Source organism: Zoogloea sp., assembly GCF_028689785.1.
Lineage (GTDB): Bacteria > Pseudomonadota > Gammaproteobacteria > Burkholderiales > Rhodocyclaceae > Zoogloea.
Map to the genome: position 1 here is coordinate 39,838 of NZ_JAQVCN010000004.1, position 25,047 is coordinate 64,884.

General features: G+C 66.6%; 19 protein-coding genes. 16 read left to right on the forward strand and 3 right to left on the reverse strand.

Translation table 11 applies throughout. The annotated features are described in order from the left end of the window. Positions 1 to 30 precede the first annotated feature (30 nt). The 12 genes from PHI64_RS03350 to PHI64_RS03405 all read left to right on the forward strand — a co-directional run bounded on the left by PHI64_RS03350 (position 31) and on the right by PHI64_RS03405 (position 15,908). Complete coding sequence (locus tag PHI64_RS03350) at positions 31 to 2,085, forward strand: TonB-dependent receptor (protein WP_299878566.1); 2,055 nt, start codon at positions 31 to 33, stop codon at positions 2,083 to 2,085. Positions 2,086 to 2,107: 22 nt separating this feature from the next. Further along, complete coding sequence (locus PHI64_RS03355; RefSeq protein WP_299878569.1) at positions 2,108 to 2,656, forward strand: YfiR family protein; 549 nt, start codon at positions 2,108 to 2,110, stop codon at positions 2,654 to 2,656. An 18-nt stretch (positions 2,657 to 2,674) separates the two neighbouring features. Continuing rightward, positions 2,675 to 6,094: a response regulator gene (locus PHI64_RS03360; protein WP_299878572.1), complete on the forward strand. Its 3,420-nt coding sequence runs from the start codon at positions 2,675 to 2,677 to the stop codon at positions 6,092 to 6,094. Continuing rightward, positions 6,091 to 9,063, forward strand: coding sequence for an EAL domain-containing protein (locus PHI64_RS03365; protein WP_299878575.1), 2,973 nt, complete (start codon positions 6,091 to 6,093; stop codon positions 9,061 to 9,063). The genes PHI64_RS03360 and PHI64_RS03365 overlap by 4 nt, the downstream gene beginning before the upstream one ends. Next, a complete protein-coding gene (gene pdxH / locus PHI64_RS03370) occupies positions 9,060 to 9,707 on the forward strand; it encodes a pyridoxamine 5'-phosphate oxidase (protein WP_299878578.1) in 648 nt (215 codons plus the stop codon). The genes PHI64_RS03365 and pdxH overlap by 4 nt, the downstream gene beginning before the upstream one ends. A 212-nt stretch (positions 9,708 to 9,919) precedes the next feature. Continuing rightward, on the forward strand, positions 9,920 to 10,525 hold the full coding sequence (locus tag PHI64_RS03375; protein ID WP_299878581.1) for a hypothetical protein: 606 nt from the start codon (positions 9,920 to 9,922) through the stop codon (positions 10,523 to 10,525). A gap of 545 nt (positions 10,526 to 11,070) precedes the next feature. Then, on the forward strand, positions 11,071 to 11,403 hold the full coding sequence (locus tag PHI64_RS03380; protein WP_299878584.1) for a c-type cytochrome: 333 nt from the start codon (positions 11,071 to 11,073) through the stop codon (positions 11,401 to 11,403). Then, a complete protein-coding gene (locus PHI64_RS03385; protein WP_299878587.1) occupies positions 11,400 to 12,680 on the forward strand; it encodes an NAD(P)/FAD-dependent oxidoreductase in 1,281 nt (426 codons plus the stop codon). The genes PHI64_RS03380 and PHI64_RS03385 overlap by 4 nt, the downstream gene beginning before the upstream one ends. Beyond that, positions 12,680 to 13,735, forward strand: a complete 1,056-nt coding sequence (locus tag PHI64_RS03390; RefSeq protein ID WP_299878590.1) for a YeeE/YedE family protein — start codon at positions 12,680 to 12,682, stop codon at positions 13,733 to 13,735. The genes PHI64_RS03385 and PHI64_RS03390 overlap by 1 nt, the downstream gene beginning before the upstream one ends. Then, the gene (locus tag PHI64_RS03395; RefSeq protein ID WP_299878593.1) at positions 13,732 to 15,075 is read left to right on the forward strand and encodes an FAD/NAD(P)-binding oxidoreductase; all 1,344 of its coding nucleotides are present in this window, start codon (positions 13,732 to 13,734) and stop codon (positions 15,073 to 15,075) included. The genes PHI64_RS03390 and PHI64_RS03395 overlap by 4 nt, the downstream gene beginning before the upstream one ends. Positions 15,076 to 15,088: 13 nt before the next feature. Next, on the forward strand, positions 15,089 to 15,568 hold the full coding sequence (locus tag PHI64_RS03400) for a thiosulfate oxidation carrier protein SoxY (protein ID WP_299878595.1): 480 nt from the start codon (positions 15,089 to 15,091) through the stop codon (positions 15,566 to 15,568). A gap of 13 nt (positions 15,569 to 15,581) precedes the next feature. Beyond that, positions 15,582 to 15,908: a thiosulfate oxidation carrier complex protein SoxZ gene (locus PHI64_RS03405; protein ID WP_299878597.1), complete on the forward strand. Its 327-nt coding sequence runs from the start codon at positions 15,582 to 15,584 to the stop codon at positions 15,906 to 15,908. Between the two features lie 292 nt (positions 15,909 to 16,200). On the opposite strand, the gene PHI64_RS03410 is transcribed toward PHI64_RS03405, so the two are convergent. The 3 genes from PHI64_RS03410 to PHI64_RS03420 all read right to left on the reverse strand — a co-directional run bounded on the left by PHI64_RS03410 (position 16,201) and on the right by PHI64_RS03420 (position 18,310). Beyond that, positions 16,201 to 16,728 carry a Spy/CpxP family protein refolding chaperone gene (locus tag PHI64_RS03410; protein WP_299878600.1) on the reverse strand — a complete coding sequence of 176 codons (528 nt, stop codon included), beginning with the start codon at positions 16,726 to 16,728 and terminating at the stop codon, positions 16,201 to 16,203. A 207-nt stretch (positions 16,729 to 16,935) separates the two neighbouring features. Further along, complete coding sequence (locus PHI64_RS03415; RefSeq protein WP_299878602.1) at positions 16,936 to 17,742, reverse strand: AraC family transcriptional regulator; 807 nt, start codon at positions 17,740 to 17,742, stop codon at positions 16,936 to 16,938. A gap of 37 nt (positions 17,743 to 17,779) precedes the next feature. Then, on the reverse strand, positions 17,780 to 18,310 hold the full coding sequence (locus tag PHI64_RS03420) for a YbhB/YbcL family Raf kinase inhibitor-like protein (RefSeq protein WP_299878605.1): 531 nt from the start codon (positions 18,308 to 18,310) through the stop codon (positions 17,780 to 17,782). 263 nt (positions 18,311 to 18,573) lie between these two features. Here PHI64_RS03420 and PHI64_RS03425 point away from each other — a divergent pair, with 263 nt between their 5' ends. From PHI64_RS03425 to PHI64_RS03440, 4 genes are read left to right on the forward strand one after another with little or no spacing between them, the layout of a single operon-like run. Beyond that, positions 18,574 to 19,281: a CerR family C-terminal domain-containing protein gene (locus PHI64_RS03425; protein WP_299878607.1), complete on the forward strand. Its 708-nt coding sequence runs from the start codon at positions 18,574 to 18,576 to the stop codon at positions 19,279 to 19,281. Beyond that, positions 19,281 to 20,723: an efflux transporter outer membrane subunit gene (locus PHI64_RS03430; protein WP_299878610.1), complete on the forward strand. Its 1,443-nt coding sequence runs from the start codon at positions 19,281 to 19,283 to the stop codon at positions 20,721 to 20,723. Before PHI64_RS03425 ends, PHI64_RS03430 begins: the two co-directional genes overlap by 1 nt. Further along, a complete protein-coding gene (locus PHI64_RS03435; RefSeq protein ID WP_299878613.1) occupies positions 20,720 to 21,868 on the forward strand; it encodes an efflux RND transporter periplasmic adaptor subunit in 1,149 nt (382 codons plus the stop codon). The genes PHI64_RS03430 and PHI64_RS03435 overlap by 4 nt, the downstream gene beginning before the upstream one ends. Positions 21,869 to 21,875: 7 nt before the next feature. After that, positions 21,876 to 24,989, forward strand: coding sequence for an efflux RND transporter permease subunit (locus PHI64_RS03440; RefSeq protein ID WP_299878616.1), 3,114 nt, complete (start codon positions 21,876 to 21,878; stop codon positions 24,987 to 24,989). The last annotated feature ends 58 nt before the right edge of the window (positions 24,990 to 25,047 follow it).

Consider the following 25,047-nt stretch of genomic DNA (forward strand, 5'->3'; position numbering starts at 1 on the left):
GAAGGCCTGCTCCAGGCCGTGATCGCAAGGATGAAGACCCCTCGTATCGCCTCAGTCCTGCTGCTGGCACCCACCCTCGCCGCGGCGGAAACCCCGCCCCGGGACGGCCTCCCCCTTGAGAGTCTGCCCCTGGCCGGCTTTGTGGAAGTCACCAGTCTGGAGCAGCTGGGTAACCTGGTGGTGACGGACACCAAGCTGGAGCAGTCGGCGGATACGGTGACCCAGCGCATTGTCGTCCTGCGCAGCGAGGAAATCGAGCATATCCCCAGCCCCAACCGCAATCTGGCCGAACTGCTGCGTCACACTTCTGGGCAGTTCGTTAACGTACTGTCACGCAATGATGCCAACTGGGGGTCGTATGCCGGGCTGGGCCCCAAATACAACAGCTACCTGCTCGACGGCCTGCCCATCGACGCCTTTGTAGACGCCATGAGCCTGGACAGTGCCGCCATCGAGCGCGTCGAGGTACACAAGGGGCCAGCCTCGGTGCTGTATTCCAACTACCTGTCGATGGACTTCGTAGGCAACCAGACGCCCCTCGCCGGCACCACCAACTTCGTCCTCAAGAACCGCATCGACACCCCGCTGACCCGCTTCAGTGCCGGTGCGGGCAGCTGGGGCAGCTACCGTGGCAGCGCCTATACCCAGAGCAATGCCGGACAGCTTGGCTACATCCTCAGCGCCGGCCACGAGCGCGCCGACTACACCCCCTACGGCATGCCCGGCTCCTGGCTGCAAACCACCCAGTCACCGCACTACGAGAAGGACAAGTTCTTCCTCAAACTCAACTACGCCCTCGACCGCCCGGACCACACCTTGTCCGTGTTCTACCAGCGCACCTTCCACCAGGGCAACATGGGCCGCCCCAACCGGGATTTCGAGCACCACTACGACACCCTCAACTTCGCCTACAACAACGCCTTCGCCACCGACTGGCACCTCCAGTTCAAATACGGCGAACGGCGCTACGACCGAAACTTTGCCAACGACGACTACCCGACCAGCCTGGCCCTGGTGAACCGCGAGAACACCCGCCAGACCATCCGCCCCGCCGACCTGACCCTCAGCCACCGCCACGGGCAGGGCGCAGCACTACTGACCCTCGGGGTGGACGCCCAATGGGTCGATTACGAAACCGACGTGCGCAGCCCGGCCGGGGGTGTATCGGCCGAGAACCGCGCCCAGGCCCGCTCCACCGGCTATTTCATCCAAGAGAAGGTCCAGCTCGATCAGTGGATCCTGCGCGGCGGCCTCCGGCGCAACACCCTCCAGCACGACTACGCACGCCTCGGCGGCAACACCCCGGCCACCAGCGCCGCCAGCTGGAGCAAGAACCTGTGGAGCCTGGGCACCCGCTACAAGCTGTCCCCCGGGCTGGCCTTCTACGCCAATGCCGGCTCCAGTTTCATGGCCCCGGTGGCCAAGCAGATCGGCGGCACCATCTCGTCAACGAACATCAGCGGGGAGCTGCCCAACCCCGGCCTCAAACCGGAGAGCGGCATCGGCCGCGACCTGGGCATGGCCTGGCAGCCGAGCCGGGAGCTGGCCATCGACCTGCGCGGCTTTCTCAACACCCTCGGCGACGCCATCGTCACCAACATCATCAGCGCCACCCCCTCTCAGGTCCGCTCCGAAAACGCCGGCAGCGCCCGGGCCCTGGGCTTCGAGCTGGATGCACGCTACAACCCCTCGACCACGCTCAGCCTGTTCGCCAACCTGACCCGCACCCACACCCGGGTCAAAGACCCGAGCAATGTCGACCACAACGGCACCGAGATTCCCTTCGCGCCGGCCGAACTGGCCAATGCCGGCGTGTCCCTGCGCCTGCCCGGCGACCTCCACGCAGTGGCCTACTACCACTGGGTCGGGCGCTACTACGACAGCACCTCCCGCGCCGGCAGGCAGGGCTTCGGCCACTTCGGGCTGGTCAACGCCCGGCTGTACAAGGATCTGGTCCACAATACCCGGCATGAGGTCCGCCTGACCCTGGATCTGAACAACCTCACCGACCGGCAATACCGCATGCCCTTCGATTTTCGCGATCCGGGCCTCAACGCCTTCGTTGGCGTGGACATCCGCTACTGAGCGGCCCCATGCCCCCGCACCGATGAAGCGCCGTGCCCCGCGCCTGCGCCCCCCCCTCCTGCGCGGCCTGCTCCAGTGCGGGCTCGCCGCACTGGCCGCAGTCGGCCCGACGCCGGCCCAGGCCACTTCAGGCGAACTCGAAGCCAAGATCAAGGCCGCCTACGTCTTCCACATCATCAAGTTCGTCGACTGGCCAAGCCTGCCCACCGACGCTCTGCACTTGTGCGTGGCCGGCAACGACGGTGTCACTCTGCTGCTTGCCGACCTGGCCGGCAAGCAGGTCAAGGAGCGCCCCCTCAAGATCGACAGCGACGGCAGCTTTGAACCGGCCCAGTGCCAGGTGCTCTACGTGGGCCGCCCCGAACGACGCTGGCCCGAGCTGCAGGCTCGCCTGCGCGGTCAGGCCGTGCTGACGGTCAGCGATCAGGACGGCTTTGCCCGCGGCGGCGGCATCGTCGGGCTCTACCCGGAGGGCGGCAAGATCAAGCTCGAGATCAACCCCGATGCGGCCCGCAGTGCCAACCTGCGGATCAGCGCCAAGCTCCTGGAGCTGGCGCGCACCGTGCCCTGACCACGAAACCCGAGGCCCATGCGCGCACTCTTCGACGGCATGCAGATCAAGACCAAGCTGGTGATGATCATCGTCATCACCAGCCTCGCCGCCCTGCTACTCCAGGCCACCGGTTTCATCATCTACGAACGGATGCGCGTCAAGGACGAGCTGATACGCGACCTCTCCTCCCTCGCCCGCATCATCGCCGACCGCAGCACTGCTGCCCTGATTTTCAACGACGACAAGGTCGCCATCGAAACCCTGGGCGCCCTCAAGGTGAAGCGGCCGGTCACGGCCGCCTGCCTGTATGACGCCGATGGCAAGGTGTTTGCCCGCTACGACAGCGGAGAGGAACGGCCCTTCAGCTTTCCGCCTCTGCACGGCAACGAGAGCCGCGCCGACATCGACGACGGCTACCTGACCCTGAGCGAGCCGGTGATGGAGGGCGGCGTGCCCATCGGCACCGTTTACATCCGCGCCAGCCTGCACGAGCTGGACCTGCTGTGGCGCAATTACCTGCTCTTCGCCGGCCTGATCGCCGCGGCCACCGCGGCCCTGACCCTACTGGTGGCCACCCGTTGGCAGCGCATCATCTCCGGCCCCATCGAACGCCTGACCCGCACCATGCAGACGATCTCCAGCAGCAAGGACTACAGCGTCCGTGCCGGTGCCGAGGACAAGGACGAGATCGGCACCCTGGTGACTGTCTTCAACGACATGCTGACGACCATCGAGGAGCGCAACCACGCCCTGCTCACCACCAACCAGCGCCTGTCCGACAACGAAAGCCAACTCAAAGCCATCAATGAAGGCCTGGAGCAGCGGGTGGCCGAACGTACCGCCGAGCTGCAGGCCCTGTTCGACTCGGCCAGCGTCGGCATCGTGCTGCTGCGTGACGGCCTGATCGTGCGCAGCAACCGGCGCCTGGACGAGCTCTTCGGCTACGCCCCCGGTGAACAGGTCGGGCAGCCCGCCCGCATCTGGCTGGCCGACCCCGACACAGCCCTCACCGACACCCATGACGAAGGCGCCGAACGCCTGGCCCGGGGCGAAACCCTGCGCCGCGACATGCCTGTGCAGACCCGGGACGGCCACCGTTTCTGGGTGCGCCTGTCGCAGCGGGTGGTGGACCCGGCCGACCCCAGCAGCGGCATGGTCGGGGTGATCGAGGACATCACCGCCGAGCGGGACGCGCTGGAAGAGATGATCCACGCCAAGACCCTGGCGGAAGAGGCCTCGCGCATGAAATCGGACTTCCTGGCCACCATGAGCCACGAGATCCGCACCCCGATGAACGCCATCATCGGCATGCTCTACCTGGCCCTCAATGCCGAACTCAGCCCCAGCCTGCACAACTACCTGTCCAAGGCCCAGGGCGCCGCCCACTCCCTGCTCGGCATCATCAACGACATCCTCGACTTCTCGAAGATCGAGGCCGGCAAACTGGAGGTCGAGTCCATCGAATTTGGCCTCGACAGCGTGCTTGAGCAGCTCAAGGACTCCATCGGCCTGCAGGCCGAGCAGAAGGGCATCGAGTTCCTGATCCGTTACGACGTGACCCTGCCGCCGGTGCTGGTGGGCGACCCCCTGCGCCTTGGCCAGATCATGCTCAACCTGTGCAGCAACGCCATCAAATTCACCGAGAAAGGCGAGGTGGAGCTGGCCTTCCACAGCCTGTCCAGCACCGATGATGAGCTGATGCTGCACTTCTCCGTACGCGATACAGGCATTGGCATGGCGCCGGAACTGGTCCAGCGCCTGTTCCAGAAATTCACCCAGGCCGACCAGACCACCACCCGACGCTTCGGCGGCACCGGGCTGGGCCTGGCCATCAGCAAGCACCTGGCCGAACTGATGGGCGGCCGCCTGTGGATCGAGGAATCCTACCCCGGCCGCGGCACCACAGTGTGCTGCACGGTACGCCTGCAGATCGCCCGGGACGCCCGCGCCGACCGGCACGAGCGGGTCGAACAGGCCAGCCCCCTGCTGCGGGACATCCGCATCCTGGTGGTGGACGACAACGAAGTGTCCCGCGAAATCCTCGCCGAGATGCTGCGCTTCTTCCACCTGAACGTCGCCGTCGCCTCCAACGGCGCCAGCGCCATGGGCATGCTGCAGGACACCGCCGGGCACCCCTTCGACATCGTCCTGATGGACTGGCGCATGCCCCCCATGAACGGTGACGAAGTGACCCGGCGCATCCACGCCAACCCGGCCATCCAGCCCAAGCCGAAGGTCATCATGGTCACCGCCTACGGCCGCGAGGACGTGATCCGGGCCGCCGAACAGGCCGGTGTCACCGGCTTTTTGGTCAAGCCGGTGTCCCCGTCCATCCTCCTCGACACCCTGCTCACCAGCCTGGGGCGCGGCCGGCTTTTCGAGGAGCAGGCTGGCGAAACCCTGCGCAACGGTATCTGCGACTTCCGCGGCGCCCGTCTGCTGCTGGTGGAGGACAACGAGATCAACCGCGAATTCGCCACCGAACTCCTGCTCCGCATGAACACCCAGGTAGATTGCGCCGTGAACGGCCAGGAAGCCCTGGCCCTGGTCCAGGCCCGCAACTACGACGCCGTACTGATGGACATCCACATGCCGGTGATGGATGGCCTGGAAGCCAGCCGACGCATCCGGGCCCTCGGCGAGCGGGCCAGCGGTGAGCGCTTCCGCAAGCTCCCGATCATCGCCATGACCGCCCTGGCCATGGCCCGGGACGAACAGCAGAGTCTGGCCGCCGGCATGAATGACCACATCACCAAGCCCGTCTCCCCCGAACGCCTGCAGACGGCCCTGGCGCGCTGGCTGCAAATCCCCGTTGCCCCGGCCACCCCCGGCCGCCACCAGGCGGCCCTGCCCGACGACCTGCGCCGCCTCGACAGCCTGGACAGTGCCCAGGGCGTGCACCGCATCGGTGGCGACAGCGAGGCCTACCGCAAGCAGCTTCGGCGCTTCCGGACACGCTACGCCGACGCCCCCGCCCGGCTCACGGCCCTGATTGCCGAGGGCGCATTGCAGCGCGCCGAGGAGTACTGCCACGCCCTCAAGGGCGTGTGTGGCAATATCGGTGCTGAAGCGCTGTTTGCCTGCATCACCGGAATCGATGCAACACTCAAGCACAGCAGCCCACCCGACGCCGAAGCCCTGACCCTGATGGGCCGCCTGCTGGAGCAGGTGATGAAGGATATCGACAGCCTGGCGACCCCTGCAGGAGCGGAGCCTGGCGCTGCGGCGCTGCTCAACGACAGTGAGATCGCCCTGCGGGTGAGCCGCCTGCAGGCGCTGCTGGAGACCGACCTCGGCGCTGCCCAGGTCACCCTGGCCGAACTGCGCAGCGGTGTCGGCGACAACCTGCTGCAGAATCTGATCCGGGACGTGGCCGAGAAGATCGATCTGTTCGAGATCGACGAAGCCCTGGCCCTGCTGAATGACCTGAACACGCAACTGGTCGGACGAACATGAGCGACACCCATACACTGGACAAGGCCAAACCACGGATTCTCGTTGTCGATGACGTCAGCGAAAACCTGCACATCCTGGTCGGCATCCTGCGCACCGACTTCGCGGTCATCGTCGCCACCAACGGCCCCAAGGCCCTGGAGCTGGCCACCCGACAGCCGGCCCCCGACCTGATCCTGCTCGACATCCGCATGCCCGGCATGGACGGCTACGAGGTGCTGCATCAGCTCAAGTCCGACCCGGCCACCGCCGACATCCCGGTGATCTTCGTCACGGCACTGGCCGAGACCGCCGACGAGGCCGTCGGCCTGCGCCTGGGCGCCGCCGACTACGTAACCAAGCCCATCAACCCCGAGCTACTGCTGCTGCGCGTCAGCAACCAGCTCGAACTGCGCCGCCACCGCCGGCGCAGCGCCGTCGGGCAGGGCGCCGAAGCCCTGCTGCGCCAGGACAAGCCGGCCCTGCTGCTGGTGGATGACATCCCCGAGAACCTCCACGGCCTGGCCACCGCCCTGCAGGACGAATACCGCATCATGGTGGCCGCCAACGGCGCCAAGGCCCTGGAGCTGGTCACCGGCTCCCATCCCCCCGACCTCGTGCTGCTTGACATCGTCATGCCGGAGATGGATGGCTACGAGGTGTGCCGGCGCATCAAGGCCAGCCCGGAAGGCAGCCGCATTCCGGTGATGTTCGTGACCGTGGTGGACAGCGTGGTGGACAAGGTCCAGGGCTTCACCATCGGCGCCGCCGACTACATCACCAAACCCTTCGACATCGACGAGGTACGCGCCAGGGTGCGCACCCACCTGGACCTCAGCCGCCTGCAGCGCTCCCTTGAAGACCTGGTGGACCAGCGCATGGCCTCGGTGCAGGAGGCCAACGAAGCCCTCGCAGAGAGCAAGGAAAAGTACCGCATCCTGGCCGAGTACTCCCCCAACTGGGAATACTGGGTCGATCCCCACGGTTTCTATCTCTACATCTCCCCGGCCTGCCTGGAGGTGTCGGGCTACGGCCCGGTGGACTTCATCGGCGACCCGGATCTGATGCGCAAGATCATTCACCCGGAAGATCTCCCCATCTGGCTCGGCCACGACGAAAAGGGGGTCACGCCCGGCGGCCACCACCTCACCCCCTTCCGCATCCTCGCCCGGGATGGATCGGAGCGCTGGATCGAGCACGTCTGCCAGCCGGTCATCGACGTGCGCGGGCGCTTTCTGGGCACCCGCGGCACCAACCGGGACATCACCGAGCGGGTGATGGCCGAAGAACAGCTGCACCTGGCCGCCACCGTCTTCGCCAACACCTCCGAAGCGGTGATGATCACCGACGCCGACAACCGCGTACTGACCATCAACCCGGCCTTCAGCGAGATCACCGGCTACACCCAGGACGAAATGGCCGGCCGCGAGCCCCGCCTGCTCCAGAGTGACCAGCTTGACGACGACTCCTACCGCGATCTGTGGGCATCCGTGAAAGCCAGTGGTCGCTGGCAGGGCGAGGTGTGCAGCCGGCGGGCCGATGGCAGCGACTTCATCGCCTGGATCACCGTCAGCACCGTCTTCCGCGACGACGGCGCTGTACACCGGCGTGTCATCCTCTTCTCGGACATCACCGAGAAAAAGAAGGCCGACAACCTGATCTGGACCCAGGCCAACTACGACCACCTCACCCAGCTGCCCAACCGCCGCCTCTTCAACGACCGCCTGGAGCGGGAGATCAAAAAGGCCCAGCGCGACGAGACCGTGATCGGCCTGCTCTTCATCGACCTGGACCGTTTCAAGGAGGTGAATGAAACCCAGGGCCACGAGACCGGCGACCTGCTCCTCGTCGAAGCCGCCAGCCGCATCCGCCAGAGCGTGCGCGACTACGACACGGTGGCACGCCTGGGGGGCGACGAGTTCATGGTGATCCTTTCGGAGCTGCAGGGCGGCACCGACATCGGGCGCATCGCCCAGGACGTCATCGAGCGCCTCTCCTCCCCCTTCGCCCTCAACGACCACGAGCACTTCGTCTCGGCCAGCATCGGCATCGCCCTCTACCCTGCCGATGGCACCGGCATCAGCGAGCTCATCAAGCACGCCGACCAGGCCATGTACCTGGCCAAGGACGCCGGTCGCGGCTGCTTCCGCTTCTTCACCCGGGCCCTTCAGGAGAGCGCCGAGCAACGTGTGCGCCTGGCCGGCGAACTGCGGCGAGCCCTGGAGGCCGGGCAGATGGAGGTCTACTACCAGCCCATCGTCGAACTCGACAGCGGCCGCATCATCAAGGCCGAAGCCCTGATCCGCTGGAACCACGTCACCCAGGGCTTCGTCAGCCCGGCCACCTTCATCCCCATCGCCGAAGATACCGGCATCATTCACGAGCTCGGCGAATGGGTGTTCGAGCAGGTGCTCGGCCAGACCCTGCGCTGGCGCAGCACCCTCGGCGCCGACTTCCAGGTCAGCATCAACATTTCACCTGTGCAGTTCAACTCCGGCGAACAGACCTTCCTGCGCTGGATCGACACCCTGCAATCCGCCGGCCTGCCCGGCAGCAACCTGGTCATCGAGATCACCGAAGGCCTGCTGATGGGCACTGATCCGGGTATCCGCGACACCCTGCTGCGCTTCCGCGACGCCGGTATCGGCGTGGCCATCGACGATTTCGGCACCGGCTACTCATCCCTGTCCTATCTCAAGAAATTCGACATCGACATCCTCAAGATCGACCAGTCCTTCACCCGCAACCTGGCCCCCGACAGCGCCGACTTCGCCCTGTGCGAGGCCATCGTCGTGATGGCCCACAAGCTCGGCCTGAGAGTGGTGGCCGAAGGGGTCGAGACCGAACTGCAGCGCGAACTGCTGCGCCAGATCGGCTGCGACTACGCCCAGGGCTTCCTGTTTTCCCGGGCGGTGCCGGCGAGCGAATTTGAAACCCTGCGTCCGGGCAGCGGTCCGAGCGGGCATCACCGTCTCCCGGAGCAGCGTGCATGAGCGACGCCCCCAATCTCGCCGATCTTCGCAAATCCTACGAGCGCGGCAGCCTCGACGTGGACGACGTGGCCACCGACCCGCTGGCCCAGTTTGGCAACTGGCTCAACGAAGCGCTGGCCCAGCAGCTCCCCGAGCCCAACGCCATGACCGTTGCCACCGTTGGTGCCGACGGCCGCCCGTCCACCCGGGTCGTGCTGATCAAGGGCTACGACACCCGCGGCATCGTCTGGTACACCAACTACGCCAGCCGCAAGGGCCACGAACTCGACGTCCACCCCTTCGCCGCCCTGCAGTTCCACTGGGTCGAGCTGGAGCGCGTGGTCCGCATCGAAGGCCGGGTGGAGAAAGTCTCGGCCGAGGAGTCCGACACCTATTTCGCCAGCCGCCCCCTCACCCACCGCATCGGCGCCTGGGCCTCCGAACAGAGCCAGCCCATCCCTGGCCGCGGCACCATCGTCGCCCGTGCGGCCGAGTACGGCCTGCGCTTCGGTCTCACCCCGCCCAGGCCCCCCCATTGGGGCGGCTACCGACTGGTCCCCGACTACTGGGAGTTCTGGCAAGGGCGCAGCTCACGGCTGCACGACCGCATCACCTACCGGCCCGCCGACGACGGCAGCTGGACGCGGCAGCGCCTGGCGCCCTGATTGATTCACAAATCATCACAAAGGCCCACTACCAATTTTTTTCGTTCTACCAACTAGCCACCCGGCAACAGAGGATAAGGACCCGAATTAGCGGCTCAGACCACAACTTACAGTCAATGTGAATAAGAACACGACAGCCAACTGATACTTGAGGGACTAAAGTCAAGCGAATGGGAATATGCACCCCCTTTTCTTTCTACAGAGTGCATCCCATGAAAAAAGCCCTCACAACAATCGCGCTTATGTCCGCATCGATCACTGCACAAGCCTACGTTGTTGGATTCATTCCATCTGGAATTTCTGAAGTCACTCAATTCGAGAACATCAGCTGGGACATGACGTCCGACCAAACATACCCGCATGGCACCATGTTCCCTTCGCTGCCAAGTTATTTCACGCTAACGGATCATGGTGACTTCCACTTCATGTCTGACGAAGCCAGTATGGTTGGTGCAAGCGGCCTCAATGTTTTCCCCAAAGGCACCAATCTGTCAGCAGGAACACTGATTAATCAAGACAGCGACTGGATCAATAACTTCGTCGCCTACACAGACAACTTCGTCCCCGGTTGCGATATCGGCAGTACTTGTATCTATGGCGTTCGCTTTGAGCTAGGAGGTGCAGATCACTTCGGCTGGGTGCAGTTTCACGAAGGGACTGACACTCAGTCGCTCCTTCGCTGGGCCTATGAAACCGAAGCTGGCGTGGGCATTCTTGCTGGTGACATGGGAACCGTCGCAATCCCTCCCACACCAGCACTTGCAGGGCTTGGTCTTGCAGCCATGGGCATTGCCCGCCGCCGCCGTAAGGCAAACTGAGAGCGACGCCCCAACCTTGATTCATCCAAAGCATCGCAGGGTTACAACGAGGTCTCATTCAATAGCGCTTGAGGCTCCGTGGCGTCTCCCGTGGGGTCGAATTTATTCGACCACGGACTTTGGTCAGCGGCTCGCCGGTGATTGGAGTGAACAGGTCGAATAAATTCGACCCCACGGCCCCTCCAGCCGCCGTCGGTGCATCCGGAGTTACTTTTCGCTTCGCCCGTCGGGTCACCCGGCCAAGGATGTGCAAACCTCCGCCACCATTGGGTTTGCGCCGGTTTCAGAGAGAGCAACCGAGGAAAGCAGGATAAATTTGCCGGACATGGCGGCACAAGGCTTCCCCGCAGCTGCGGCTCACTGGCGCGGCAGCGCCTGGCGCCCTGACCCCGCCACCGGCCGAGGGCCGGCTTCGTTGGTACAATCGACGCCGTCCCCCACCCGCGCCATGCCGGCAGCAGGCAGTCAGATGCCCAGCACCCACGCCATCGGGCGCCGGCATGCCTCCTGAAAGGGGGGGCTTGTCTACTCTTCAAAGGTCCCAGGTGCTGCCCCCTTCCCTTGTCGCTCCCGTACTCCTTTCTCTCGCCGGCCTGGGCCTGGTGCTTGCAGGGCCCGCACGGGGGGCCGAGCTTCCCGCAACGACGGCTGCCGTCCTGGCCGGGGGCTGTGTGAACTGCCACGGCCCGGATGGGCGCGCTCAGGGCGCCATCCCGGGCATTCGCGGGCTGGACGAGGGCTACCTCCGGGCCCGTCTGCTGGCGTTTCGCGACGGCCGTGATGCACCGGGCAGCGTCATGACGCGCCTGATGAAAGGCCACGACACCCACCAGATCGAGGCGCTGGCGAAGTGGTTCGCCCAGGGCGGAACGCAATGACCGGGCCAACACGCCGGCGGGTGCTGGGCAGCCTGGCGGCGGGCGGGGCGAGCCTTGCGCTGCCCGCCATGGTGCGGGCGGGGGCCGGATCGGCACGGGTGGTGATCGTCGGTGGGGGCTTTGGCGGGGCCACGGCGGCCCGCTACCTGAAACGGCATGCGCCGCAGTTGCAGGTCACGTTGATCGAGCCCGCCCCGCGCTTTCATACCTGCCCCTTCTCGAACCTCTACCTGGCCGGCCTGCGCAGCTGGGACAGCCTCGGCCACGGCTTCGAAGGCCTGCGCGGTGCCGGGATCGACGTCATCCATGCCCGGGCCGACGACGTGGACGCCAGCCGGCGCACCCTCCGCCTATCCACGGGGCAGACCCTAGGCTGGGACCGGCTGGTGCTGTCCCCCGGCGTAGACATGCGTTGGGATGCCCTGCCGGGCTACGACGAGGCCGCCGCGCTACTCGCGCCCCACGCCTGGAAGGCCGGCCTGCAGACCCAGCTCCTGCGCCGGCAGATGGAAGCCATGGCCGACGGCGGCAGCTTCGTCATGGTCATTCCGGACAACCCCTTCCGCTGCCCCCCGGGGCCCTATGAGCGGGCGGCGATGGTGGCCCATTACTTCAAGCAGCACAAACCCCGTTCCAAGATCCTCCTCCTCGACGCCAAGGACAACTTCTCCAAGAAGGGGCTGTTCCTGCAGGGCTGGAAGGCCCTGTACGGCGACATGATCGAGTGGGTCGGGCTCGCCGACGATGGCCGGGTGACGCGAGTGGATGCCAAGGCGCTGACGGTAGAAACCGCCTTTGGCCAGGTACACAAAGCCGCCGTGCTCAACGTGATTCCGCCCCAGAAGGCCGGCTTCATTGCCGAACGGGCCGGCGTGGTGGACGCCAGCGGCTGGGTGCCAGTCAAGGCCGAGAGCTTCGAGACCCGGCAGGTGGCCGGTATCTACGCCCTGGGCGACGCCACGCTGGCCGCGCCGATGCCCAAGTCAGCCTTTGTGGCCAACACCCAGGCCAAGCTGGCCGCGGCCACCATTGCCGCCGACCTGCTGGGCCGGGCTCCGCCGGCCGCCTTCTACGCCAACACCTGCTACAGCCTGATCGGCCCCGGTTACGGAATCTCCGTGGCGGGGGTGTACCGGGCCGAGGACGGGCGGATCATCGAGGTGCCAGGCTCCGGCGGCGTCAGCCCCAGCGATGCGGAGGCCGCTTTCCGGGCGGATGAAGCAGCCTACGGCGCGAGCTGGTACGCCGCGATCTGCACCGACACCTGGGGCGCCTGATGATGACGCTACTGGGGGCCGGCTTCATACTCGGATGCGTGTTTGGGATAGCCGCGCGTCTCGGTGACTTCTGCCTCCTCCGGGGCCTTCGCCAGGCCCGCGACCAGCAGGGCGCTGGCCTGGCCCTACGCGCCTGGGCCCTGGCGCTGGCCGTCGCCATCGCCGCCACCCAGGGGCTGGCCTGGCTGCAGGAGATCGAACCGGCCCGGGCCCAGGTTGTCCGCAGCAGCTTTGCGCTTCCGGCGGTGCTGGCGGGTGGAACCCTGTTCGGGCTCGGCATGGTACTGGCACGCGGTTGTGGTGCCCGCGCCCTGGTGTTGCTGGCCGGCGGCAACCTGCGTTCCCTGGTCGTGCTGGCCAGCCTCGGCCTGGCCGCCCAGGCCACCCTAACCGGCGTCCTCGCGCCGCTGCGCCAGGCACTCCAGGGCGTCGGACAAGTCCAGCTGGAAGCCGCCACCCTGCCGGCGCAACTACAACTGGCGGGGGTGGGCGCCACACCGGCCGCCCTGCTCGCGGCGCTGCTGCCGATCGCCCTGCTGCTGTGGTTTGCGCTGCGCCCCCCGGGCCTGCGCCAGGCCCCGCGGGAGGCCGCCGCCGCCAGCCTGATCGGCGCACTGGTGGCGCTGGGCTGGTGGCTCACCTCCCATGTGGATGTGGACCCTTTCGATCCGGCAGCCCCCAGCTCCCTGAGCTTCATCGGTCCGGTGGCCGAGAGTTTTCTGTATCTGCAGCTGGCCGTCGGGCGTGACCTGAACCTGGGGCCGATGATCGTGCTGGGCACACTGGCCGGTGCCGGCAGCGTCGCCCTGATCACCCGTTCCTTCAGGCTGGCCGGCTTCGACAGCCCGCAACGCCTGCTGGCATCCCTGACCGGCGGCAGCCTGATGGGTTTTGGTGGCGTACTGGCGGTGGGCTGCTCCATCGGCCAGGGTCTCTCCGGCCTGTCTACCCTGGCCCTGGCCAGCATTCCGGCCTGTCTCGGCATCCTGCTGGGCTGCCACATCGGCCTGACGGCCGAAAATTCGATCCACTCACAGAGGGGGCATACACCATGAATCGTCGCAACTTCCTGATCACCCCGCCGGCCATGGCCCTCGCCCTGGGCCTGGGCAGCGCGCCGCTGCAGTCGCTGGCCGCCCCCGCCATCCTCACCCCCGCCTCGCGCATCCTGCCCCGCGAGGGCAAGAAACCGCGCATCGTCATCTGTGGTGGCGGCTGGGGCGGCATGACCGCGGCGCGCTACCTGCGCGAGCTCATCCCGAATTCCGACGTGGTGCTGCTGGAACGCAACCCCACCTTCTGGTCCGGCCCCATGAGCAACAAGTGGTTGATCGACATCGTGAACACGGATTTCGTGAATCACGACATGCAGCGCCCGGCCAACCGCTACGGCTACACCCTGCTGCAGACCGAGGTGACGGGCTTCGAGCGCGATCGCAAGCTGGTGCGCACAGCCCACGGCCTGATCGAGTATGACTTCCTGATCCTTTCCGGCGGCATCCGCAATGCCTACGAGGCCTGGTTCGGCAACGATCAGCGGGCCATCGACCACACCCGCACCCATTTCCCGTCGGCCTACATCCCCAACGCCGAGATGTTCGCCCTGAAGCGCAAGGTCCAGGCATTCAAGGGCGGTACCCTGGTCATGACCTTGCCCCCGCCACCCCATCGCTGCCCGCCTTCGCCTTATGAGCGGGCCTGTCTGATCGCCTGGCACATCAAGAAGAACCGCATCCCGGGCAAGATCCTGATCCTCGATCCGAAGCCGAAGGTCGCCCCCATCCACATGGGCTACCAGACCGCTTTCCGCGAGCTCTACCCGGACATCATCACCCACGTGCCCAACGCCCGGGTGCAGGAGCTGGACCCGTTCAACAAGCGCATCAAGACCAGCGCCGGCGAGTTCAGGTTCGACGACGCGATTCTGATGCCACCCCACCAGGCCGCCGAAATGGTGTGGCAGGCCGACCTGATCGGCAAGGACGCCAACGGCAAGCCCACCGGCTGGGCCGACATGCACCCGCGCCTCTTCCACGCCCATAGCGACGACAGCGTGTACTTCGTCGGTGACCTGATGGGCGCCATCTCCGACCAGTTCGGCCACTACCCGAAGAGCGGCCATGTGGCCAACTACGTCGGTCGCATCGTGGCCCAGAACATCGCCGAGCGCGTCTCCGGCAAGGAAGTGCTCGCACGCCTGCCTGACAACCTGTGCTACATGATGGTCAATGCCGAGCCCCAGGAGGAAATCTCGGTCAAGTTCGAGTACGAAGTCGACCCCGCCTCGGGCAAGGTCATCCAGACCCAGATCGACATGGACGTCCGCACCGAAGACCTCGTCAAGGAAGACTTCGCCTGGATCAAAGAGAAATTCAGCGATTTCCTGGCCATCTGAGCGGACCCACACCATGAAACGACGTGATTTCGTAACCGGCAGCGCGGCACTGGGCGGCGCCCTGATGCTGCCCAGCGGCCCCGCCCGGGCCCAGTCCAGGCCGCCCCCTGCCAACCCCCTGGCCCCCAACCCGGCCGAGTTCAAGCGAGCCATGGGTGAGTTTGTGGGCACAGCCAGGCCGCTTGAGAGCGGCCTCAAGATGGAACTGCCGGTGCTCGCCGACAACCCCGGCGCAGTCCCCGTGCATGTGTGGGTGACCCTGCCGATCACGGAAAGCCATTACTGCAAGGAGCTCATCGTGCTGGCCGAGCTCAACCCCTCACCCCTGGCCTGCCGCTTCAGCTTTTCACCGGCCGCAGGCACCGCCGAAGCCGCCGTGCGCCTTCGCCTTAGCCAGAGCCAGACCCTCCACGCCCTGGCCCGGATGAGTGATGGCAAAGTGCTCGTGGCCCGCCAGGCCATCACCGTCGCAGCCAGCGGCTGCGGCATGTAAGGAGGCCTTTCGAATGGCAAAACCACCCCGCATCTGGGTCAGTAACGCCAAACCCGCCCGGGGCGAGATCGTGCGCGTGCGGGCCCAGATCGAGCACCAGATGGAAAGTGGCCTGCGCAGCGATGAAGCAGGCCGGCTGCGGCCGCGCAACATCGTCAGGAAGTTCGAAGCCCGGCTCGGGCAGACCCTGCTGTTCACCTGGGAACCGGGTATCAGCATCGCCCAGAACCCCTACATCGAATTCACCTTCGCGGCCCGGGACAGCGGTGAGTTGGTGATGGTGTGGGCCGACGAGAAAGACCCGCCCCTCGAAGCACGCAAGACCATCACCCTGTCCTGAAACAGGGCGCACATTCAAGCTCCTGCCATGTCGGGTCAAGGTCGGCAGCAAGGCCCAGGTCAGCAAGCGTGAGATCGCCGACAGCTTGTGGGGCAACCCCTTCCAGTGAAGGCCCTCACGGCCTACGGCTACCTCCTTAGCGCCCCTTGCCACATGGAATGATCGCGGTGCGCCAGGCAGGAGAGTGACGACGGCTCTGCCCGGTGATGGGGTCGCTCTTGCCCTCTAGCGAGGCGCCCGGTGGCCGCGTGGACGAACATACATGCCGCGGCCGTGCTGGCAGATCACCGGCCTACCAACGCTTCGCCGGGGCGCAGCGCCCGCCACCGTCACGTTCGGCGGCATCGATCCTGCTGCGCTGTTCGGTTGTGAGCAGCGCGCGCACTTTGGCCTCGGTCTCTGCCCGCATCACCAGCAGATCCGCCACGGCCTGACTGTGGGTGGCCGCCAGTTCCCGCGCTTTGATGGGATCAAAGGTATCGGCCGCACCCAGCTTGCGCAGATCGTCCATGGCCTTGCGCGCAAGCTTGGCCTTGGCCCGCTCGGCGGGCAGGTTGGCGGTCATCAGCTCAAAGACCTTGTCCTGCTGCGCTTCACTCAACTCGATACGATGAAGGAAGGGGAGGTGCGGCATCATGCCCGGCCGCCCCATCTCATGATGCGGATACAGGGCGACGTTCCCCACGGGCGGCGGCCCTTCGCAACGTCCGTGCAGGGAAGACGCCGAATGACGGCCATCCGCCACGGCGGACAGGGGCAGGATCACGGCCAGTGCGCTGAGGACGAGACGCTTTTTCCACAATGGGCTGGAAGTATTCACGATGACTCCGTTTGGCGTGGGCCCTCCCGGATGGAGAACCTGCACGATGGGACGGATTCTCGGTGCGCCCCCCGTGAAGTGCCGTTAGCGGATGGACAAACTATGTAAAGGCGCTGCCTGACTCGCCTCGTTCGCCGGGCCGGGAGAGGCGTAGTCCTTGCCGTAGTCGTCGCGACGGTCGATGTAGAGGCTGCCCTGCAAGCCGAGTCAGTCCTGGAAGCGGGTCTTGCGAAGATCGGTGGGCGTGACGCCGAACAGGGCCTTGAACCGGTCGGTGAAGCGCGATTGGGAGGCATAGCCGCAGCGCTCGGCTATGCGGCCAATCGGCTCAAGTGTCGTCTGCACGAGGTGCAGGCCAAAGCCCAGCTTTGCCCGGCTGACAATGGTCTTCATGCCGATGCCTTCGACCTTCAGTTTCCGGCGCAGGGTCGGCTCGCTGATGGCCATCCTGCTGGCGAACCGACGCATGGTCCAGCTCGCCTGGACATCTTCGATCACCATGTCGTGCAGGCGATGGCTGACGCCGGGGCGCTCGACGATGGCGCCCACCTGCTCATGGCCCAATAGATACAGAAGCCGGAGCAACTCCTGCTTTCTCGCGCTCCACAAGGCCGGCGGCGCATAGGCCGGAAATTCGATGAGCTGCCGCAAAGCCTTCTCGAGTATCCCGTCGATGGCCCCCTGGAAATGAACCGGACGGCCCCCGGAAGACCAGTTCCGAAACTGGTCAAAGTCACTGTGATCGAATTCGACCAGCAAGGCGCAATACTCACCATCCGGGACATTCCGCATGTCGATATCGGGCGCACTGGACAGGAACAGGAAGGTCCCACTGGGGCACACGATTTTTCCGTCCTTTCCCAGTTGCTTGACGCCAGCGAGCACGAAGATCAGCAGCGGTTTGATGACCGGCGCATTGGAGATGCGCTGCTCCTTGAGTGATGACACGACCGAGTACGGCAGAGGGCTGTGCTCTTCCGCGATTTTCTTTGCAAGATCGATCAGTGCTTTCATGGCCTCTTCATCCAATGCGCCGGCGGGGGCCGCGCCATCAATCCCGTTTGTACAAAGCCTCGATGGTGCTCGACGCGAGCGCGCTGGCACGGACCATGTAGCCGGTCAGGGCCGGCGACGCATCCTTCGGCAAATCGAGTTTCCCGGGGAGGGCAAAAACAGTGAATTGATAGCGGTGCACGCCATGCCCCTTGGGCGGACACGCACCGCCAAAGCCCGTGACACCGTAGTCATTCCGGATGGTCAGGGCGCCAGTCGGTGCCATGCCCTTTGCCGCGTCACCCGACCCGGCGGCGAGGCTGGTGACCTCCTTCGGAATATTCACCATCTGCCAATGCCACCACCCACTACCGGTCGGTGCGTCGGGATCATAGACGAACACGGCAAAGGCTTCGGTACCTTTGGGCGCCCCACTCCAGGAAAGCTGGGGAGATCTGTTGCCGCCGCTGCAACCGAACCCCTGGAATTCCTGGGCGTTGCCCATGAGCTTTCCAGGCGCGACGTCCTCGCTCTGGAGTTGAAAGGACTCCGCCATCACCGAGGACGAAACCACCAAGGACAGCGGCATGAGATATCTGATCAATCTTTTCATGGGAAATGACTCCGATTGGCTATTGTTTCCAGGAAAATCGATTCATCATGCTAGGCCGTTCCGGTCATTTCGATTAGTCACAAAACGATCAATTTTTGTCCTCTTGCGACTCGATCCCAGCAAAAAGCGCCCTGCGCCCCACCCGACCTGCACCATCAAACCCTTGACCAGTTTCAGTCAATCGACTAATTTAAGTCAGTCGATTGACTAAACCCGCCGTGCATGGCGGCGCAAGGCCCATGAATGTTCCTCCCCCACCCGGCCACACCCCGACCCGCAGCGACGGCACGCAGGCGCGGCAGCGACTACTCAAAGCCGCGCTGCAGCTGTTTGCCGACAAGGGCTACCAGAAGACCTCCACCCGCGAGATCGCCGATGCGGCGGAGGTGAACCTCGGGTCGATCAGCTACTACTTCGGCGACAAACCTGGCCTGTACCGGGCGGTGTTCTGCGAGTCCTTCTGCGACACCGCGGCCGCGCCAGACATCCTGCAGGCACGCGGCTGCCTGCCCGACCCGGCCGCCGCCCAGCTCGACCCCGACGCGGCCCTTGCCGCCTTCTTTTTCAACTTCCTGCACCCCCTCAAGCAGGGCGCGCTGATCCGCCTGGTGATACGCCTGCACTTCCGCGAACTGGTGGAACCGAGCGGAGTGATGGGCACCGAGATGGACGACGATCTGGCCGACCTCTTTCGCAACATGAGCCAGCTGATCAGCCTGCGCCTCGGCCTGGACGCCCCCGACACCGACACCCTACGCCTGACCCACGCCGTACTCGGCATGGCCATGCACTTCTTCGTCGCCCAGGATCTGGTGGACCAGGTCAGCCCCAAGCTGGTCGCCCAACCCGAATCCATCGATGCACTGGCCGAACGCCTGGCCACCTGGGCGGCCGGCATGATCAATGCCGAAGCCCTCCGACGCGACACCTCCAGAGACCCCGCCTGATGCGCCACCTTTACCTTCTCGGCCTGTTACTGGCCCTGCCCGCCTGCTCCCTGCTGCCCCGGGTCGGCCCCGACTACCAGCCCGCCCCCCTGGCCGCCCCCGCCGGCTGGCACGCGCCCTTGCCCCACAACGGCCAGCTCGGCACCCTCACCGACTGGTGGCGCCAGCTCGACGATCCGGCGCTGTCCAGCCTTATCGACGCGGCCCAGGCCCAGAGCGCCACCCTGGCCCAGGCCCGCGCCCGCATCGCCGAAGCCCGCTCCGACGCCGTCCGCGCCGGCGTGGCCGGAGTGCCCACCCTCGATGGCAGCCTGGCCGCCAAGCGCGCCGCCTTCACCTTCGGCGCCCCCACCACCTTCCAGACCACCCGCCAGGCCTCTGTCATGGCCAACTGGGAGATCGATCTGTTCGGCGGTATCGCCCGCGACCAGGAGGGCGCTGAAGCCCGCCTTGCCGCCACCACGGCTCGCTGGCACGAGGCCCGCGTGTCGGTGGCCGCCGAAACCGCCAACGCCTACCTGCAGCTGCGCTTCCAGGAGCGCCGGGTGGCCCAGGCCGAAGCCGACGCCGCCTCCCGGGCCGAGACCGCACGCCTCATCGACACCCTTGGCAGCGCCGGCCTCAGCGCCCCCGCCCAGGTGGCCCTGGCCGCCGCCAGCGCCGCAGACGGGGCCGCCACCCTGACCGAGCTGCGCGCCGGACGCGATCAACAGATCAAGGCCTTGGTGGCCCTCACCGGCCTCGACGAACCCGCGCTGCGTGTCGAGCTCAAGCGTGGCAGTGGGCGCTTCCCCCGCCCCGCCGCCTTCGCCCTCGAAGCCCTGCCCGCCAGCGTGCTCAACCAGCGCCCTGACGTCGCTGCAGCCGAACGCGACCTGGCCGCCGCCAGCGCCGCCATCGGCAGCGCCCAGGCAGCCCGCTACCCACGCCTCAGCCTGAGCGGCTTCATCACCCCTCTGCGCCTCAACACCAACGGCGACCGCATGTCGGCCACCACCTGGTCCATCGGCCCGACCCTGTCCATGCCCCTGCTTGACGGAGGCCGCATCGGTGCCCGGATCGAAGCCGCCGAGGCCGCCTACGCCGCCGCCGAAAGCAGCTATCGCCAGAAGGTGCGCGACGCCGTAGCCGAAGTGGAGCAAGCCCTGGTGCGCCTCGACGCGGCCACCACCCGGGAAGCCGACGTGCGCCGCGCCGCCCGGGACTACCGGGTAGCCTTTACCGCCACCGAGGCTCGCCAGCGCGCCGGCTTTGCCAGCCTGATGGAGCTTGAGGAATCCCGTCGCACCCTGCTCGCTGCCGACACCACCTTGGCCGGCTGGGAGCAGGAGCGCGTCGCCGCCTGGGTGGCCCTGTACCGGGCCGTCGGTGGCGGCTGGACGACCCCCACCCCCCCCAATTCCCCCTCACCCCAAGCCGCCCTCTCCGGAGATGCCCGATGATCGCCGCCCGCCGCACCCTCCTCGCCCTTGCCGGGCTCACCTGCCTGGCCGCCTGCTCCTCCGGCGAGGAGGCTCCCGCAGCCCCGGCAGCCACCGCGTCCAACCCGGCCAAACCGGCCCTGACGGTCACCGTCGCCACCCCCGAGAGCCGTGACCTGGAGCGCAGGCTGACCGCCAACGGCAGCATCGCCGCCTGGCAGGAGGCCTCCCTCGGAGCCGAATCCGGCGGCCTGCGCCTGATCGACGTGAAGGTGAACGTCGGCACCCGCGTGAAGCGTGGCGAGCTGCTGGCGGAGTTTGCGGCCGACATCCCCACCGCCGACCAGGCCCAGGCCCGCGCCTCCCTGGCCGAAGCCGAAGCCGCCCTGCAGGAAGCCCGCGGCAACGCCGGCCGGGCCCGCAGCGTGGATGGCACTGGCGCCCTCAGCGCCCAGCAGCTCCAGCAATACCTCACCGCCGAGGCCGCCGCCGACGCCCGGGTAAAGGCCGCCAAAGCCAGCCTGGCCGCCGCCGACCTGCGCCTGCGCCACACCCGGGTACTGGCCAGTGACGACGGTGTGATCTCCTTCCGTTCTCCGGCCGCCACCCTCGGCGCCGTGGTGCCCCAGGGGCAGGAGCTGTTCCGGCTGATCCGCCAGCATCGCCTGGAATGGCGTGCCGACGTGCCCGCCGCCGAGCTGTCCCAGGTCCAGACCGGCCAGAAGGTGCGCATCACCGCGCCGGGCGGCAGCCAGGTCACCGGCACGGTGCGCACCGTAGCCCCCACCGTAGACACCACCACCCGCAACGCACTCGTCTATGTGGACCTGCCCGCCGGCGCCGGCAATGGCGCCGAGGCGGCCTTCAAGGCCGGCATGTTCGCCCGTGGCGACTTCGCCCTGGGCAAGACCCGCGGCTTGACCCTGCCGCGCCAGGCAGTGGCCATGCGCGACGGCTTCAACCACGTCTTCCTGGTAGGCGCCGACAACCGCGTCACACAGACCCGGGTCGAGGTCGGTGAGCGGGATGCGGAGCGGGTCGAGATCATCTCCGGTCTCAAACCCGACGCCCAGGTGGTGGCCAGCGGCGCCGGCTTCCTCAACGATGGCGATCTCGTCCAGCGCGTACCGCCAAGCGTCCAGGCCCTCGCCCCGACCGACCGCTGAGCGCACCATGAACTTCTCCGCCCTATCCATCCGCAACCCCATTCCGGCGATCCTCCTCTTCGCCCTGCTCACCCTGGCCGGCCTGCTGGCCTTCCGGGGGTCCGGCGTGCAGGACTTTCCGGACATCGAACTGCCCGTGGTCACGGTCAGTGCCAGCCTGCCCGGCGCAGCCCCCGGCACCCTGGAGACCGAGGTTGCCCGCAAGCTGGAAAACAGCATTGCGACCCTGGCCCAGATCAAAAAGATGTACACCACCATCCTCGACGGAGAGGTGAGCATCTCCATCGAGTTCGAGCTGGAAAAGAACGCCAACGAAGCCGAAACCGAGGTCCGCGCTGCCGTCAGCCGGGTGCGCTCCGACCTCCCCGCCGACGTGCGCGACCCGGTGGTGGCCAAGATTCTCACCGCCGGCCGGCCCCTCGGGGCGTGGACCCTCACCTCCGACACCCTCGACGAGGAAGCCCTGAGCTGGCTGGTGGATGACACCGTGACCCGCCGCTTGCTGGCGGTGAAAGGTGTCGGGGCCGTCAAGCGCATGGGCGGCCTGACCCGCGAGCTGCGCGTGGAGCTGGACGCCGATCGCATGACCGCCCTGGGGGTCAGCGCCGCAGACGTCTCGCGCCAGCTGCGCAGGGCCCAGCTCGAAGCCCCCGGCGGCCGCGGCGACGTGGGTGGCGGCGAACAGGCCGTGCGCACCATCGCCACGGTAGCCAGTGCCCAGGCCCTGGCGGCCATGGACGTGCCCCTGCCTGGCGGACGGAGCGTGCGCCTGGAGCGCATCGCCACCATCACCGACACCACCGCCGAACGCCGCTCGGTGGCCCTGCTCGACGGCAAGCCCGTGGTGGGCTTCGAAGTCTCGCGCACCCGGGGCGCCAGCGAGATCACCGTTACCGAAGGGGTGCTGAAGGCCGTGGCCGAACTACAGGCCGCCCACCCGGAGCTGCGCTTCACCCACGCCTACGACAACGTGGCCGCGGTGCAGGAGAACTTCGACGGCTCCATGCAGCTGCTCTATGAGGGTGCCCTGCTGGCCGTACTGGTGGTGTGGTGGTTTCTGCGCGACTGGCGCGCCACCATCGTCGCCGCCCTGGCCCTGCCCCTGTCGGTGATTCCAACCTTCCTGGGCATGTACTGGTTTGGCTTCACCCTCAACACCGTCACCCTGTTGTCCCTGGCCCTGGTGGTGGGCATTCTGGTGGACGATGCCATTGTCGAGATCGAGAACATCGCCCGCCACCTGCGCATGGGCAAGACACCCCTGCAGGCAGCCATGGAGGCCGCCGACGAGATCGGCATGGCGGTCATCGCCACCACCTTCGCCCTCGTCGCCGTGTTCCTTCCAACCGCCTTCATGGCAGGTATCGCCGGCAAGTTCTTCAAGCAGTTCGGGTGGACCGCCGTGCTCGCCATCGTCGCCTCGCTGGTGGTGGCGCGCCTGCTCACGCCGATGATGGCCGCCTACTTCATGCGCCCGGTGGCCCATGGCGAAGTCCCGGAAGGCCGCATCATGCGCGGCTACATGCGCAGCATGCAATGGTGCCTGCGCCATCGCCTCCTGACCCTGCTCGGCGCCATCGCCTTCTTTATCGGCTCGGTGATGCTGATCCCGCTGCTGCCCACCGGCTTCGTGCCTCCCGCCGATCGAGGCCAGACCCTGGTAAACGTGGAGCTGCCCCCGGGCAGTACCCTGAAGGAGACCTGGGCGGCGGCCGAGACCGCCCGCGCCGCCATCGCCACGATGCCCGACGTGAAGGCAGTGTTCAGCTCCATCGGTGGCGGCGCGGCCGGTGACGGCTTCAATCCCGGCGCAGCAGCTGAAGTGCGCCGCGCGGTACTCACCGTCACCCTCAGCCATCGCACCGAACGGCACCGCAATCAGCAGGCGGTGGAGGTGGAGATGCGCGAACGCCTCGGCGTGCTGCCGGGCGTACGTGTCACCGTCGGCCCGGCCGACTCGGGGGTGAAGATGATCCTGGTGCTCAAGAGCGACGACCCGGCCGCCCTGAGTGTCGCCGCCCAGGCTGCCACCCGCGACCTGCGCACCCTGCAGGGGGTTGGCAACATCACCTCCAGCGCCAGCCTGGTGCGCCCCGAGGTGGTGCTGCGCCCCGACTTCGCCCGTGCTGCCGACCTGGGCGTGACCGCCGACGCCATCGGCGAGACGGTGCGCGTGGCCACCGCCGGCGACTACGACGTGGGCCTGGCCAAACTCAACCTGGAGCGCCGTCAGGTACCCATCCGGGTGCGCCTGCCCGATGCGGTGCGTGCCGACCTGGACGCCATCGGCCGCCTCACCGTACCGGGCAAGAATGGCCCGGTACAGCTCGCCAACGTGGCCAGCATCAGCATGGACAGCGGCCCGGCCCAGGTGAATCGCCTGGACCGCAGCCGCAACGTGATCCTCGAAGTCGAACTCGGCCAGCGCGAACTGGGCGAGGTTTATAACGAGGCCCTGGCCCTGCCGGCCCTGCAGAACCTGCCCCCCGGCGTGCGCCTGGCCGACTCCGGCGACGCCGAGATGATGCAGGAGCTGTTCGGCAGCTTCGGGCTGGCCATGGGCATCGGCGTGCTGTGCATCTACATGGTACTGGTGCTGCTGTTCAAGGGCTTCACCCAACCGGTGACCATCCTCGCGGCCCTGCCCCTGGCCATCGGCGGCGCCTTCGTGGCCTTGCTGGCTACCCGCAGCAGCTTCTCCATGCCCTCACTGATCGGCCTGCTGATGCTGATGGGGGTGGTGACGAAAAACTCCATCCTGCTCATCGAGTACGCCATCGAAGCCCGTCGCGGCCGTGGCGGCGTGGCGCTGAACCGCTTCGATGCCCTGGTGGATGCCTGCCGCAAGCGCGCCCGGCCCATCGTCATGACCTCCCTGGCCATGGGCGCCGGCATGCTGCCCATCGCCATGGGCCTGGGTGCCGACCCAAGCTTCCGGGCGCCAATGGCGATCGCGGTAATTGGCGGACTGATCAGCTCGACGCTGCTCAGCCTCCTGGTGGTACCCGCGGTGTACACCTACGTGGATGACCTGGAAGGCCTGCTGGCGCGGGTCTTCCGGCGCACACCCGGGTCTCCCGGACAAGCCGCCTGCATTGCCACGGGGAACAAATCGGATTAGCCTAGGTCCGGATATACAGGGGGCTGCAGACCACCGACCCACTCACTTTTTTGCCTTT